This is a genomic window from Streptomyces sp. BK022 (genome assembly GCF_004217355.1).
In the GTDB taxonomy this organism is placed as follows: Bacteria; Actinomycetota; Actinomycetes; order Streptomycetales; family Streptomycetaceae; genus Streptomyces; species Streptomyces griseoluteus.
Window position 1 is genome coordinate 1 of record NZ_SHKU01000009.1, and the last position, 13,604, is coordinate 13,604.

Here is a 13,604-nt window from a genome sequence, read left to right on the forward strand (position 1 = left end):
TCCGACTCTATCAGATCTTTCCGATCCGATTTCCTCGGTGCTTTCCAGTTCTTCGCTTTCGCGTTTCCCTTTCCGGCGGTTCCGACTCTATCAGAAGCTTTCAGCGTCTGATTCCCAGTCGAAGGGGGATTGTCCTGGGCTTTTCGACTTTCGTCGTCCGGCCTTTCGACATTCACTACGCTAACCGATCTCCGCTGCTACTCATAATCGAGTCTCGCGGAGTCGGATTCGGACGTGCGGGCACGTCGAAATCGTCCCCGCCAGGGGAAGTCGTAGGTAGTGGGTGGCCGCTTCCGGCTGCAGGCGATTGCCGTACCCGGTTCAAGCGACTCGGGCTACATTACGCACCCGGCCGGGACGAGTCAACGTGACCTGCGTCTCGGGACGTGGGCCCGGTAGGGGCTCACGGTGGGGTCGTCCGCTACCCAGAAGCGCCAGGGGTGGACGCCGCCGTCGCCGGCCACTCCGGTCCGCGGGCCGCTGCGTACCTGCTCGGGCAGGACCGGCGTACCCGCGAGGACGCGGATCGCGGTGTCCCCCGTGGCGCAGGCGTCGGTGCCGTCAAGGGAACGGTCGACGTCCAGGGCGGTCGCCAGCCGGGCCGGGCCCTTGGCCAGTTCCTTGTCGTTGCGGGCCGAAACCCGGCGCTCGCGGGCCGGCTCGGCACCCTCGACGATCTCCCCTGCGCGCAGCAGCACACCGCTCGCGGTGCCCTCGGGGCCGCAGACGAGGTTCATGCAGTGCCACATGCCGTAGGTGAAGTAGACGTACACATGGCCGGGCGGGCCGAACATCACCTCGTTGCGGGGGGTGCGGCCCCGGTAGGCGTGCGAGCCGGGGTCGTTCGGGCCGTCGTACGCCTCCACCTCCGTGATGCGGAGGGATATCGGACCGTCGGGGGTCGTACGGACGACGAGGCGGCCGAGGAGGTCGGGGGCGACCTCCAGTACGGGACGGTCGAAGAAGTCCCGTGGCAGTGGCGTACGGTCCGGGGGCGTGATCATGCCCTCCGAGGGTAGTGCAGCCGAACTGTCGTCCCGGCGGAACCGGTCGCGGCCGGCTCGCGTTTGTACGGGTCGAGGGTCCATACGTAAAGGGAGAGTCAATGGCGTTCAAGAAGCTGCTCGCGAGCCTGGGGGCCGGGGGCGCCTCCGTCGAGACGGTGCTGACCGAGGTCAACGTGGTGCCCGGTGGCGTCGTCCAGGGTGAGGTCCGGATTCAGGGCGGCTCGGTCAACCAGAACATCGAGGGCCTGTCCGTGGGCCTCCAGGCGCGGGTCGAGGTGGAGAGCGGCGACCAGGAGTACAAGCAGGACGTCGAGTTCTCCAAGGTGCGGCTCGGCGGTGCCTTCGAGCTGCAGGCCGGTGCGGTGCACGCGGTGCCGTTCGGGCTGGAGATCCCCTGGGAGACCCCCGTCACGGTGATCGACGGGCAGGAGCTGCGCGGGATGCACATCGGGGTGACGACCGAGCTGCAGATCGCCCGTGCGGTGGACTCCTCCGACCTGGACCCGATCCGGGTGCACCCGCTGCCCGCCCAGAAGGCGCTGCTGGACGCCTTCATCCAGCTCGGCTTCCGCTTCAAGAACGCCGACATGGAGCGCGGCCACATCCGGGGCACCCGGCAGAAGCTCCCCTTCTACCAGGAGATCGAGTTCTACCCGCCGTCGCAGTACCGGGGCCTGAACCAGGTCGAGGTCAGCTTCGTGGCGGACGAGAGCGCGATGGACGTCGTGCTGGAGATGGACAAGAAGCCGGGGCTGTTCAGCGAGGGCTCGGACACCTTCCGCTCCTTCCAGGTGGGCCTGCACGACTTCCACGCCACCGACTGGGCCGGTTACCTCAACCAGTGGCTGTCCGAGGTCGGAAGCAAGCGGAACTGGTTCTAGGCTCGGAAGTCACGAACGGAACGATCAGCAGGAGGTATCGACGTGACCGAGCACAAGCGGCGGCCGCTCCCCCATGAGTTCCATCCGCCCGTGCCGTCGTTCACGGTGACGAGTGAGGACATCACCGAGGGCGCGACGCTGAAGGACGCCCAGGTGCAGTCGGAGGGGAACACCTCTCCCGAGCTGAGCTGGTCCGGCTTCCCCGCGGAGACCAAGAGCTTCGCCGTGACCTGCTTCGACCCGGACGCGCCGACCGGCAGCGGATTCTGGCACTGGGTGGTCTTCGACATCCCGGCCTCGGTGACCCAGCTGCCGGCGGGTGCGGGCAGCGGTGACTTCGCCGGGCTGCCCGAGGGTGCCGTCCAGGTGCGCAACGACTACGGCGAGCCGGGGTTCGTCGGCGCCGCCCCGCCGCCCGACGACGGTCCGCACCGTTACGTGTTCACGGTGTACGCGGTGGACGAGGACAAGCTGAGTGTCGGTCCGGACGCCACTCCGGCGGTCGTGGGCTTCAACCTGCGCTTCCACGCGCTGGCGCGTGCCCAGCTCATCGGGGAGTACGAGATCCCCGCGCGGGGCTGAGTGCCCTTTCGGTGTTTGCCCGCCCCTGGTCTTGGAATTGATCAGGGGCGGGCGCTTTTTATTTCGTTGTCCATCTCGATGCGTCCGTCCAGAGTTGATCCAGGTCCGCCGGGGGTGCGGACAGGCGCACGGGAGGTGGGCGGGATGCGTGGCACGTTGGTCCTGAACGCGAGTTTCGAGCCGCTGTCGACGGTGACGGTGAACCGCGCTGTGGTGCTGGTGCTCCAGGACAAGGCGGTGGTGGAGCAGGCGCACACCGGGCTGCGGATGCGCGGCACGGCGGTGGACATGCCGGCGCCGAGGGTGATCCGGCTGTGCAGATACGTAAGGGTGCCGTTCCGAAGACAAGCGCCGTGGTCGCGGCGGGGTGTGCTGGTGCGGGACCGGCACCGCTGCGCGTACTGCGGGCGGACGGCGACCACGGTGGACCACGTGGTGCCGCGGGCGCAGGGGGGTGCGGACTCCTGGCTGAACACGGTGGCGTCCTGCGCGGAGGACAATCACCGCAAGGCGGACCGGACGCCGCAGCAGGCGGGGATGCCGTTGCTGCGGCAGCCGTTCGAACCGACTCCGGCGGACGCGATGCTGCTGGCGCTGGGGTCGGCCGACTTCGCGTCGCTGCCGGAGTGGCTGGCGCCGCCGACGGCCGCGTAGACCGGTGGACGACAGTGGGGCCCGCTTTCCCTGGCCGGGAGAGCGGGCCCCTTGTCGTGCGGGGGTGGGCTCAGTCGATGGTCGGCCGCTCGCGGCGGTCGGTGCCGGTGGCCGTGCCCTTGTTCTGCTGGGGCACCGCGCCGCCGCCCCCGCCGAAGTTGCCGAAGTTGCCCATGGCGCCGGAGAGGCCCTTGAGGGCGTCGCCGATCTCGCTGGGGACGATCCAGAGCTTGTTGGCGTCGCCCTCGGCGATCTTCGGGAGCATCTGGAGGTACTGGTAGGAGAGCAGCTTCTGGTCCGGGTCGCCCGCGTGGATGGCCTCGAAGACGGTGCGTACAGCCTGGGCCTCGCCCTCGGCGCGGAGGGCTGCGGCCTTGGCCTCACCCTCGGCGCGCAGGATCTGGGACTGCTTCTCGCCCTCGGCGGTGAGGATGGCGGCCTGCCGGGTGCCCTCGGCGGTGAGGATGGCGGCGCGCTTGTCGCGGTCGGCGCGCATCTGCTTCTCCATCGAGTCCTGGATGGAGGTGGGCGGTTCGATGGCCTTGAGCTCGACGCGGTTGACGCGGATGCCCCACTTGCCGGTGGCCTCGTCGAGGACGCCGCGCAGGGCCGCGTTGATCTCCTCGCGGGAGGTCAGGGTCCGCTCCAGGTCCATGCCGCCGATGATGTTGCGCAGCGTGGTGACGGTGAGCTGCTCGATCGCCTGGATGTAGCTGGCGACCTCGTAGGTGGCGGCGCGGGCGTCGGTGACCTGGTAGTAGATGACCGTGTCGATGTTGACCACCAGGTTGTCCTGGGTGATCACCGGCTGGGGCGGGAACGGCACGACCTGTTCGCGCAGGTCGATGCGGTTGCGGATGGTGTCGATGAACGGGACGACGATGTTGAGGCCCGCGTTCAGGGTGCGCGTGTAGCGGCCGAAGCGCTCGACGATGGCGGCGCTGGCCTGTGGGATGACCTGGATGGTCTTGATCAGGGCGATGAAGACCAACACCACCAGAATGACCAGGACGATGATGACCGGTTCCATCGTGTTCCCCGTATCCCCTCTCCGCTTCGGTGCGCGCGGCGGATGCCGTGGCCTGTGAAAGATCTTGCCGGTCGAGTCTGACAGACCGTCCGGCAAGTCGTGTGCTGTTCGGTTCAGTTGAGTCGTGCGAGGTCAGATGACGAGCGCGGTGGCCCCGTCGATGTCGACGACGTCCACCTCCTCGCCGACGTCGTAGGCGCGGGCGGTGTCCAGGGCGCGGGCCGACCAGATCTCCCCGGCGAGCTTGACGCGTCCGCCGGTGCCGTCGACCCGTTCGAGGACGACGGCCTGTCTGCCCTTCAACGCGTCGATGCCGGTGGGCAGATGGGGGCGACGGCTGCTGTGGCGGGCCGCGATGGGGCGGACCACCGCGATGAGCGCGACCGAGACGATCACGAAGGTGAGGACCTGGACGACGATGCCGAAGCCGAGTCCGGCCGCGCCCGCGGCGACCACGGCTCCGACGGCGAGCATGCCGAACTCGGGCATGGCCGTGACGACGAGCGGGATTCCGAGGGCCACGGCGACGACGAGCCACCACACCCATGCGTCTATGGCGTTCACCCGGTCATGGTAGGTCCGGGGGCCGGGCCGCCGACAGGGTGCGGACGGACCGGTGGTGGCCGAAAGGGGCGGGTCAGCCCAGCGGGAGACCGCGCGCGGTCCAGCGCTCGCCGGCCTGCTCGACGACGAGCGGGAGGCCGAAGCAGCGGGAGAGGTTGCGGGAGGTCAGCTCCAGCTCGATGGGTCCGGCGGCGAGCACCTTGCCCTGGCGGATCATGAGGACGTGGGTGAAGCCGGGGGCGATCTCCTCGACATGGTGGGTGACCATGATCATGGAGGGAGCGATGGGGTCGCGGGCGAGCCGGCCGAGGCGGCGGACGAGGTCCTCGCGGCCGCCGAGGTCGAGTCCGGCGGCGGGCTCGTCCAGGAGGAGCAGCTCGGGGTCGGTCATCAGGGCGCGGGCGATCAGGGTGCGCTTGCGCTCGCCCTCGGAGAGGGTGCCGAAGCGGCGGTCGAGGAAGTCGCTCATGCCGAGACGGTCGAGGAAGGCGCGGGCGCGCTGCTCGTCGACGTCCTCGTACTCCTCCTGCCAGCCGGCAGTCATGCCGTAGGCGGCGGTGAGGACGGTCTGGAGGACGGTCTGGCGCTTGGGGAGCTTCTCCGCCATGGCGATGCCGGCCATGCCGATACGGGGGCGCAGGTCGAAGACGTCGACCTTGCCGAGGGTGTCGCCGAGGATGGTGGCGGTGCCCGTGGAGGGGAAGAGGTAGCTGGACGCGACGTTCAGGAGGGTGGTCTTGCCGGCGCCGTTGGGGCCGAGGATGACCCAGCGCTCGCCCTCCTTGACCGACCAGGAGACCTGGTCCACCAGAGCCCGGCCCTCACGGACCACGGATACGTCCTGAAGCTCCAGAACATCGCTCATGAGCGGCTTGTCTCCCCTTGCGTTGTGGCCGGTCTCGGCTGTCGCGTACGCCTGTGGCTCGGTCCGCCGCGCCGATGGGCGCAGCCCATATGAAATCTACGCCACGAGTGCCCCGCTCCATTCCATCGGTCCGGTCCTTAGGGTGGGGGCATGCTCACGGAACCGCGTTCAGGACGCCTCGCCGCTTGGGGAAATGCCCTATTGGCCGGACTTGTCTCGCCGGATGACGCCGTACTGGCCGCTGTCGGTGACGACGCGGTGCACCGGGTGGCCGGGCTGCCGGGCGAGAACGGGGTGGTGGGTCTCACGTTGGCGCTGGGCCGGCTGCGGGCGCTCGGGGTGACCGGACTGCGGGTGGCGCTGCCCGCGCCGGGGCATCCGCTGGGGCTGAGCGGTCCGCCGGACTTCAATACGCGCGCGCTGGCCGCCGGGGAGGCGGTGGTGTGCACGGGGGCCGCCTTCGGGCTGGTGCCGGAGGTCGCCGAGGCGGGCCCGGCGGGCGATCGGCACGTGGAGGTGGTGTGGCACGTGCTCCCGGTGCGGGAGGCGCCGCCGGCCGATGTGCCCTCCCTCGGTGAGGCGGAGCGGGAGCTGGCGGAGGCGCTGCGGGAGGCCACCGAGGTGCTGTCCCGGCTGGACGTGGCCGGGTCGGGGCCGGTGGCCGCGGCGGCGATCGACGCGTACCGGGCGCGAGCCGAGCGGGACGGGGAGGTGCTGGCGCCGGGGTATCCGCCGCGTGCGGCACGGGTGCTGGAGCTGGCGGGGCGGGTGGGGCTGCTGGTCTCGCTGGCCCAGGAGCGGGGGCACGGCGGGGCGGTGAGCGCCTCGGAGATGGGAGCCCGTACCGAGGCGCTGCGCCCGGTGGAGCGGACGGCGCGGCGGGCGCGGGTGGCGGCGTACAACTCGGTGGTGGAGGAGCGCGAGCGGCGCTGAGCTCCGGTTCAGTCGGTCATGCCGTGGCGTACGGCCCACAGGGCGGCCTGGGTGCGGTCGGCGAGGTCGAGTTTCATCAGGATGTTGGAGACGTGCGTCTTGACGGTCTTCTCGGAGAGGACCAGGGCGCGGGCTATCTCCCGGTTGGAGCGGCCGTCAGCGATGAGGCCGAGCACCTCGCGTTCCCGGTCGGTGAGCGAACCGCCCCTGCCCTGGCCCGAGTTGGCTTCTTCCTGGGTGAGCAGGGCGTCGGCGACCTCGGGCTGGAGCAGGATGTGCCCGGCGTGCACGGAGCGGATGGCGGCGGCGAGGGCGTCGGGGTCGACGTCCTTGTAGACGTACCCGGCGGCGCCCGCGCGCAGGGCGGGTACGACGGTACGGCGCTCGGTGAAGCTGGTGACGATCAGGACGCGGGCGGGGTTGCCCCGTTCGCGGAGCCTGCGCAGGGCTTCGATGCCGTCGGTGCCCGGCATGAGGACGTCCATCAGGATCACGGCGGGCCGCAGTTCCTCGGCGCGGGCGACCCCCTCGGCACCGTCGGCCGCCTCGCCGACCACCTCGATGTCGTCCTGCACCTCCAGGAACGTGCGCAGGCCGCGGCGGACGACCTGGTGGTCGTCGACGAGCAGCACCCTGATCGGCTCAGCCACCGGGCACCTCCATTTCGATCGCGGTGCCCTTGCCGGGCGCCGATTCCACGGTGAGCGTGCCGCCCGCGCCGTCGGCCCGGTCCCGCATGGAGACGAGGCCGAGGTGGCGGCCGGCCCGGCGGACGGCGGTGGGGTCGAAGCCGCGGCCGTCGTCGGTGACCCGCAGCACGGCTCCCCGGCCGCGCCGTGCCAGGTCGACGTGGACGTTGTCGGCGCCGGAGTGGCGCAGGGCGTTGTGCAGGGCTTCCTGGGCGACGCGCAGCAGGGCTTCCTCCTGGGCGGCGGGCAGGGCGCGCAGACCGTGGCCGGTGAAGGTGACGCGGGCGGTGTGGGCGCGGTCGAGGACCTGGATCTGGGTGCGCAGCGTGGCGAGCAGGCCGTCCTCGTCCAGCGCGGCGGGGCGCAACTCGACCACGGCGGCGCGCAGTTCGTCGGCGGCTTCGGCGGCGAGGGCGGCGACCTGGTGGAGTTCGTCCTTGGCGCGGGCGGGGTCGCGGTCGACGAGGGTGGCGGCGGCCTGGGCGGTCAGGCGCAGGGAGAACAGCTTCTGGCTGACGGCGTCGTGGAGTTCGTGGGCGAGGCGGGAGCGTTCCTCGGCGATGGTCAGCTCGCGACTGCGTTCGTAGAGGCGGGCGTTGGTGAGGGCGATGGCGGCGTGCTGGGCGAGGATGCCGAGCAAGTCCTCGTCCTCGGCCGTGAAGCCGCAACGACCCGGCGACCGGGGGCAGTTCTTGTTGGCGAGGAACAGGGCCCCGATGGTCTCGTCCCCGTCGCGTACGGGCAGGCCCAGGAAGTCGGCGAGTTCGGGGTGGGCGTCCGGCCAGCCCTCGAAGCGGGGGTCGTCGCGCACGTCGCCGAGGCGGACCGGGCGGCCCTCGCGCAGCATCGCGGCGAGGATGCCGTGCTGGCGGGGCAGCGGGCCGATGGCCTTCCACTGGGCGTCGCTGACGCCGTCCACGACGAACTGGGCGAAGCCCCCGTGGTCGTCCGGGACGCCGAGGGCCGCGTACCGGGCGTCGAGCAGTTCGCGGGCGGAGGCGACGATCGTCTTGAGGACGTCGCGCACCTCCAGGTGTCTGCTCATGGCCAGCAGCGCGGCGCTCACCGCGGCGAGACCGGACCGGGGACCTGGGTGCATGCCCTCACGGTACCGGCGTGGCGCGGGAAGGCCGCACGAGGAGGTACAACGCGCGCGCGGGCGGGCGGGCACGCACAGACATCAGGGTGTCCGATGCGTTTGCTAACGCAGAGAAGCGCGTGATGACCTCCGCGTGACATCGGCCCTGTACCGGTGTGAGCCCCCGCATAGGGCGCACATCACTTACGAACGGACATAGGAGACAGAGCACCCCGGTTTGAACGGGGCGGATATGCTGATCTGTCCCGTTTTACGTGGACCTGATCCACTACCCGGCTTCGTACGTCACATCATTGCCAGGGCATTTTGCGGCCGCTAAGAATTGCTCATGTCGCTCAGCGCCGCGGTTCACCCCGCGGCGTTCGTGCTGGAGGAACGGATTTCCCCGGCGGACGCGAGAGCGACCTCCGCGCAAACGAAGAGGTCCATCAAGCCATGCCCAAGAACGCCCTGAATCGTCGTCTCAGTCGCCCGCTCGAGAAGTTCTCCGCGCTGAACAAGCAGCACAAGATCGCCATCGCGGGTGTCAGCACCCTCGGCGCCGCCGCCATCGCCCTGTCCGCCGTTCCCGGCGGTGCCACGACCGTGGCCGGTGGTACCCCGGCCGTGGCCGCCAAGCCGGTGGCCGCCGAGCAGAGCCAGACCCGCGACCTGCACGCCACGCTCAGCAGCCCGCTGACGAGCGACAAGGTCAAGCTCGACGCCATCGCGGCCAAGCAGAAGGCCGCCAAGCAGAAGGCCGCCGACGCCGCGAAGAAGGCCGCCGCCGAGCGCAAGGCCGCCGAGTCGCGCTCCGCCAAGAAGGCCGCCGACCGGTCGGCGAAGCGTCCCCAGATGGAGACCGTCGCCGCGAAGACCTACAAGAACAACCTCGACGGCTGGATCCGCCAGTCGCTCGACATCATGCACGCCAAGGGCATCCCGGGCAGCTACCACGGCCTGCACAAGAACATCATGCGGGAGTCCTCCGGCAACCCCCGCGCCATCAACGGCTGGGACATCAACGCCATCAACGGCGTCCCGTCCAAGGGCCTGCTCCAGGTGATCCCGCCCACGTTCGCCACGTACCACGTGAAGGGCACCTCGAACGACATCTACGACCCGGTCGCCAACATCACCGCCGCCGCCAACTACGCGGCGCACCGGTACGGCTCGATCGACAACGTGAACAGCGCGTACTGAGGTCGGCGCGGACCTCTGAGACGACGCGGAAGGGCGGCACCCGAACGGGGTGCCGCCCTTCACGTGCGTCATCGGACAGCGAGCGCCGCTACTTGCGCATGACCTCGGGCTCGTGCCGCCGCAGGAAGCGCGAGACGAGGAAGCCGCAGGCCACCCCGAGCGCGATCAGCACGACCATGTCCAGACTCCAGGCCGCCGCCGAGTGGTTCCACAGCGGGTCGGTGCTGGTCGGGTCGTCGGTGTTCGGCGCGATGTTGTTGAAGTCCAGCGTGGTGCCGGCCGCGGCCACCGCCCAGCGGGACGGCATCAGGTACGAGAACTCGTTGACACCGGGCGTGCCGTGCAGGGTGAACAGGCAGCCGGTGAACACGACCTGGATGATCGCGAACATCACCAGCAGCGGCATGGTCTTCTCCGCGGTGCGCACCAGCGACGAGATGACCAGGCCGAACATCATCGAGGTGAAGCCCAGCGCCATGATCGGCAGGCACAGCTCGAACAGCGCAGAGCCGCCGAGGACGAGGCCCCGGTCCGGGATCTCCCGGCTGGCGAAGCCGATGAGGCCGACCATGAGGCCCTGGAGCACCGTGACGGCGCCCAGCACGACCACCTTGGACATCAGGTACGCCGAGCGCGACAGGCCGGTCGCGCGCTCGCGCTCGTAGATCACCCGCTCCTTGATCAGCTCGCGGACCGAGTTCGCCGCGCCCGCGAAGCAGGCGCCGACCGCGAGGATCAGCAGGACCGTCGTCGCCGTGCCGTTGGGCACGTGCAGACCGGTTCTGGGGTTGAGCGGGTTGACCAGCAGCCCCTTCTCGTGGTCGATGAGCAGGCTGACCGCGCCGAGCACGGCCGGCAGGATCACCGTCAGCGCCAGGAAGCCCTTGTCGGAGCCGATGACCGCCACGTACCGCCGGACCAGCGTCAGCAGCTGCGAGCCCCAGCTCTGCGGCTTGGGCGGCTTGACCGCCTGCGGCGGGGGCGCGGTGACGGACTGGGCGGCGACCGCGTCGAGGTCGGCGGCGTACATCTGGTAGTGCTGCGAGCCCTTCCAGCGGCCCGCCCAGTCGTAGTCGCGGTAGTTCTCGAAGGCGGAGAAGACGTCGGCCCAGGTGTCGTAGCCGAAGAAGTTCAGCGCCTCCTCGGGCGGGCCGAAGTAGGCCACCGCGCCGCCCGGCGCCATCACCAGCAGCTTGTCGCAGAGCGCCAGCTCGGCGACGGAGTGCGTGACGACCAGGACGGTGCGGCCGTCGTCGGCGAGACCGCGCAGCAACTGCATCACATCGCGGTCCATGCCCGGGTCGAGGCCCGAGGTCGGCTCGTCCAGGAAGATCAGCGAGGGCTTGGTCAGCAGCTCCAGGGCGACCGAGACGCGCTTGCGCTGGCCGCCGGAGAGGGAGGTGACCTTCTTGTCCTTGTGGATGTCGAGCTTCAGCTCGCGCAGCACCTCGTTGATCCGTGCGTCGCGCTCGGCGGGCGTGGTGTCGGCGGGGAAGCGCAGCTTGGCCGCGTACTTCAGCGCCTTCCTGACGCTCAGCTCCTTGTGCAGGATGTCGTCCTGCGGGACCAGGCCGATGCGCTGGCGCAGCTCGGCGAACTGCTTGTACAGGTTCCGGTTGTCGTAGAGCACCTCGCCCTCGTTCGCGGGGCGGTAGCCGGTGAGCGCCTTGAGCAGGGTGGACTTGCCGGAGCCGGACGGGCCGATGACCGCGATCAGGGACTTCTCGGGGGCGCCGAAGGAGACGTCCCGCAGGATCTGCTTGCCGCCGTCGACCGTGACGGTGAGGTGGCGGGCGGAGAAGGACACCTCGCCGGTGTCGACGAACTCCTCCAGGCGGTCGCCGACGATGCGGAAGGCCGAGTGGCCGACACCGACGATGTCGTCCGGGCCGAGGACCGCGGTGCCGCCCTTGGCGATGGGCTGGCCGTTGACGTACGTGCCGTTGTGCGAGCCGAGGTCGCGGATCTCGAAGCGGCCCTCGGAGGTGGTCTGGAACTCGGCGTGGTGCCGGGAGACCTGGAGGTCGGAGACGACGAGGTCGTTGTCGAGCGAACGGCCGATGCGCATCACGTGGCCGAGGGCGAACTGGTGGAACGTGGTCGGGCTGCGGTCCCCGTGGGCCGGCTGCTCCGGCCCGGCGGGGGTGCCGCCCTGCTGGTGCGGGAAGGCCGGGGCCTGCTGCGGGCCGCTGTGCCACTCGGCGCCCTGCGGCTGCGGCTGCGCGGCCTGCGGAACGGCCTGCGTCTGCTGGGCCCACGCGGCGGACTGGGCGGCGTACGGCTCGGCCTGCCGCGCGTCGGCCGCGGTCAGGTTCAGCCGCGGGCCGTCGGTCGCGTTGCCCAGGTGTACGGCCGTGCCGGCGCCCAGTTCCGTCCGGCCGACGCGGTGGCCCTGCACGTACGTGCCGTTGGTGCTGCCGTGGTCCTCGATGACCCAGGTGTGCCCGTCGAAACGGACCGTGGCGTGGCGCCACGACACCCTGGCGTCGTCGAAGACGATGTCACCCTGCGGATCACGTCCGAGGGCATAGGACCGGGACGGCTCCAGCGTCCAGGTCCGTCCGTTTGTTTCCAGTACGAGTTCCGGCACTCCATGCCCCACTGAGTTGTCCCCCGAATTGCCCCCGACACGGGGAGTCTAGGGATGTCGAACATCGTGGGGAACTATTCCAGGCGGGACCGCCCAACTGTTAGTCGGGCGGCCGCGCGCACCGGAGTTGGGGGTCCTATACCGGTGCGGAGGGGTCCAATCGACCGCGAGCGGGGCGGGCCGGGGTGCTGTCCGGGTGGCGGACCTGTCGGGCGGGGGGTCGTGGGGGGCGGATACGGTGGTGGGACCATGAGCGCTTCGCAGATCGTCGCTTCGCGGACCGGTGAGGTCCCCACTCTTCTCGTCAAGGTGTTCGGGAAGGACCGGCCCGGCATCACGGCCGGACTGTTCGACACCCTGGCCGCCTTCCAGGTCGACGTGGTCGACATCGAGCAGGTCGTGACGCGGGGCCGGCTGGTGCTGTGCGCCCTGGTCACGCAGCCGGCGGAGGGGCTGGAGGGCGACCTCCGGTCGACGGTCCACAGCTGGGCCGAGTCGATGAAGATGCAGGCCGAGATCATCTCCGGCCATGGCGACAACCGCCCGCGCGGTGTCGGCCGCTCCCTGGTGACGGTGCTCGGGCACCCGCTGACCGCCGAGTCGACAGCGGCCATAGCGGCGCGGATAGCCCAGGCAGGCGGCAACATCGACCGTATCTTCCGGCTCGCCAAGTACCCGGTGACGGCTGTGGAGTTCGCGGTGTCCGGGGTGGCGACGGAGCCCCTGCGCAGCGCGCTGGCCGCGAGTGCCTCGGCACTCGGTGTCGACATCGCCGTGGTCTCGGCGGGCCTGCACCGGCGGGCGCAGCGGCTCGTGGTGATGGACGTGGACTCGACCCTGATCCAGGACGAGGTCATCGAGCTGTTCGCCGCGCACGCCGGCTGCGAGGCGGAGGTCGCCGCGGTGACCGAGGCGGCGATGCGCGGGGAGCTGGACTTCGAGCAGTCGCTGCACGCGCGGGTGGCCCTGCTGAAGGGGCTGGACGCCTCCGTGGTGGACAAGGTCCGCGAGGAGGTCCGGCTGACGCCGGGCGCGCGGACGCTGATCCGTACGCTGAAGCGGCTCGGCTATCAGGTCGGGGTGGTGTCCGGTGGCTTCACGCAGGTCACGGACGCGCTTCAGGACCGGCTGGGGCTGGACTTCGCGCACGCCAACACGCTGGAGATCGCGGACGGGAAGCTGACCGGCCGGGTCACCGGTGAGGTCGTGGACCGGGCGGGCAAGGCGCGGCTGCTGCGCCGGTTCGCCGCCGAGGCGGGGGTGCCGCTGTCGCAGACGGTGGCGATCGGTGACGGGGCCAATGACCTGGACATGCTGAACGCGGCCGGTCTGGGCGTGGCCTTCAACGCCAAGCCGGTGGTCCGGGAGGCCGCGCACACGGCGGTGAACTTCCCCTTCCTGGACACCGTGCTCTACCTGCTGGGCGTCAGCCGGGAAGAGGTCGAGGCGGCGCAGACGCACGACGAGGACTGAGCCGGACACGCGCGGGGCCCGGAACCGAGGCGGTTCCGGGCCCCGCGCGTGTCCG

The 13,604-nt window shown here is 70.4% G+C and carries 13 protein-coding genes; 6 read left to right on the plus strand and 7 right to left on the minus strand.

Translation table 11 applies throughout. The annotated features are described in order from the left end of the window. Positions 1-362: 362 nt before the first annotated feature. Positions 363-1,004: a DNA-3-methyladenine glycosylase gene (locus tag EV284_RS31060; protein ID WP_130340082.1), complete on the minus strand. Its 642-nt coding sequence runs from the start codon at positions 1,002-1,004 to the stop codon at positions 363-365. Positions 1,005-1,105: 101 nt separating this feature from the next. Between EV284_RS31060 and EV284_RS31065 the strand changes: the two genes are divergently transcribed. From EV284_RS31065 to EV284_RS31075, 3 genes are all read left to right on the plus strand, one after another. Beyond that, positions 1,106-1,888: a sporulation protein gene (locus tag EV284_RS31065; RefSeq protein WP_130340084.1), complete on the plus strand. Its 783-nt coding sequence runs from the start codon at positions 1,106-1,108 to the stop codon at positions 1,886-1,888. A 42-nt stretch (positions 1,889-1,930) separates the two neighbouring features. Next, a complete protein-coding gene (locus EV284_RS31070) occupies positions 1,931-2,470 on the plus strand; it encodes a YbhB/YbcL family Raf kinase inhibitor-like protein (RefSeq protein WP_130340086.1) in 540 nt (179 codons plus the stop codon). A 144-nt stretch (positions 2,471-2,614) separates the two neighbouring features. Continuing rightward, positions 2,615-3,124, plus strand: a complete 510-nt coding sequence (locus EV284_RS31075; protein WP_130340088.1) for an HNH endonuclease — start codon at positions 2,615-2,617, stop codon at positions 3,122-3,124. A gap of 70 nt (positions 3,125-3,194) precedes the next feature. Here EV284_RS31075 and EV284_RS31080 read toward each other — a convergent pair whose 3' ends face one another. The 3 genes from EV284_RS31080 to EV284_RS31090 form a co-directional block, all read right to left on the minus strand. Beyond that, the gene (locus tag EV284_RS31080; RefSeq protein WP_130340090.1) at positions 3,195-4,154 is read right to left on the minus strand and encodes an SPFH domain-containing protein; all 960 of its coding nucleotides are present in this window, start codon (positions 4,152-4,154) and stop codon (positions 3,195-3,197) included. A 132-nt stretch (positions 4,155-4,286) separates the two neighbouring features. Next, entirely contained in the window at positions 4,287-4,718 is a 432-nt protein-coding gene (locus EV284_RS31085) for an NfeD family protein (RefSeq protein WP_130340092.1), read from the minus strand. Positions 4,719-4,791: 73 nt separating this feature from the next. Further along, positions 4,792-5,583 (minus strand): ABC transporter ATP-binding protein, encoded by a 792-nt coding sequence (locus EV284_RS31090; protein ID WP_130340094.1) that lies wholly within the window; start codon positions 5,581-5,583, stop codon positions 4,792-4,794. 150 nt (positions 5,584-5,733) lie between these two features. Here EV284_RS31090 and EV284_RS31095 point away from each other — a divergent pair, with 150 nt between their 5' ends. Continuing rightward, positions 5,734-6,516 (plus strand): hypothetical protein, encoded by a 783-nt coding sequence (locus EV284_RS31095; RefSeq protein ID WP_130340096.1) that lies wholly within the window; start codon positions 5,734-5,736, stop codon positions 6,514-6,516. Between the two features lie 8 nt (positions 6,517-6,524). Here EV284_RS31095 and EV284_RS31100 read toward each other — a convergent pair whose 3' ends face one another. Continuing rightward, positions 6,525-7,166 (minus strand): response regulator transcription factor, encoded by a 642-nt coding sequence (locus EV284_RS31100; RefSeq protein ID WP_130340098.1) that lies wholly within the window; start codon positions 7,164-7,166, stop codon positions 6,525-6,527. Beyond that, complete coding sequence (locus EV284_RS31105) at positions 7,159-8,304, minus strand: GAF domain-containing sensor histidine kinase (RefSeq protein WP_130340100.1); 1,146 nt, start codon at positions 8,302-8,304, stop codon at positions 7,159-7,161. The genes EV284_RS31100 and EV284_RS31105 overlap by 8 nt, the downstream gene beginning before the upstream one ends. A 435-nt stretch (positions 8,305-8,739) precedes the next feature. On the opposite strand from EV284_RS31105, the gene EV284_RS31110 reads away from it, so the two are divergent. Further along, complete coding sequence (locus tag EV284_RS31110; RefSeq protein WP_130340102.1) at positions 8,740-9,486, plus strand: transglycosylase SLT domain-containing protein; 747 nt, start codon at positions 8,740-8,742, stop codon at positions 9,484-9,486. 88 nt (positions 9,487-9,574) lie between these two features. Here EV284_RS31110 and EV284_RS31115 read toward each other — a convergent pair whose 3' ends face one another. Then, positions 9,575-12,076, minus strand: coding sequence for an FHA domain-containing protein (locus tag EV284_RS31115; RefSeq protein WP_130340104.1), 2,502 nt, complete (start codon positions 12,074-12,076; stop codon positions 9,575-9,577). 249 nt (positions 12,077-12,325) lie between these two features. On the opposite strand from EV284_RS31115, the gene serB reads away from it, so the two are divergent. After that, positions 12,326-13,549, plus strand: a complete 1,224-nt coding sequence (gene serB / locus EV284_RS31120) for a phosphoserine phosphatase SerB (RefSeq protein WP_130340106.1) — start codon at positions 12,326-12,328, stop codon at positions 13,547-13,549. The last annotated feature ends 55 nt before the right edge of the window (positions 13,550-13,604 follow it).

Bases quoted from the DNA above. Each gene is read 5' to 3' on its own strand.
- EV284_RS31095 (WP_130340096.1), top strand. From the start codon at position 5,734: ATGCTCACGGAACCGCGTTCAGGACGCCTCGCCGCTTGGGGAAATGCC.
- EV284_RS31065 (WP_130340084.1), top strand. From the start codon at position 1,106: ATGGCGTTCAAGAAGCTGCTCGCGAGCCTGGGGGCCGGGGGCGCCTCC.
- serB (WP_130340106.1), top strand. From the start codon at position 12,326: ATGAGCGCTTCGCAGATCGTCGCTTCGCGGACCGGTGAGGTCCCCACT.
- EV284_RS31090 (WP_130340094.1), bottom strand. From the start codon at position 5,583: ATGAGCGATGTTCTGGAGCTTCAGGACGTATCCGTGGTCCGTGAGGGC.
- EV284_RS31060 (WP_130340082.1), bottom strand. From the start codon at position 1,004: ATGATCACGCCCCCGGACCGTACGCCACTGCCACGGGACTTCTTCGAC.
- EV284_RS31110 (WP_130340102.1), top strand. From the start codon at position 8,740: ATGCCCAAGAACGCCCTGAATCGTCGTCTCAGTCGCCCGCTCGAGAAG.
- EV284_RS31075 (WP_130340088.1), top strand. From the start codon at position 2,615: ATGCGTGGCACGTTGGTCCTGAACGCGAGTTTCGAGCCGCTGTCGACG.
- EV284_RS31080 (WP_130340090.1), bottom strand. From the start codon at position 4,154: ATGGAACCGGTCATCATCGTCCTGGTCATTCTGGTGGTGTTGGTCTTC.
- EV284_RS31105 (WP_130340100.1), bottom strand. From the start codon at position 8,304: ATGCACCCAGGTCCCCGGTCCGGTCTCGCCGCGGTGAGCGCCGCGCTG.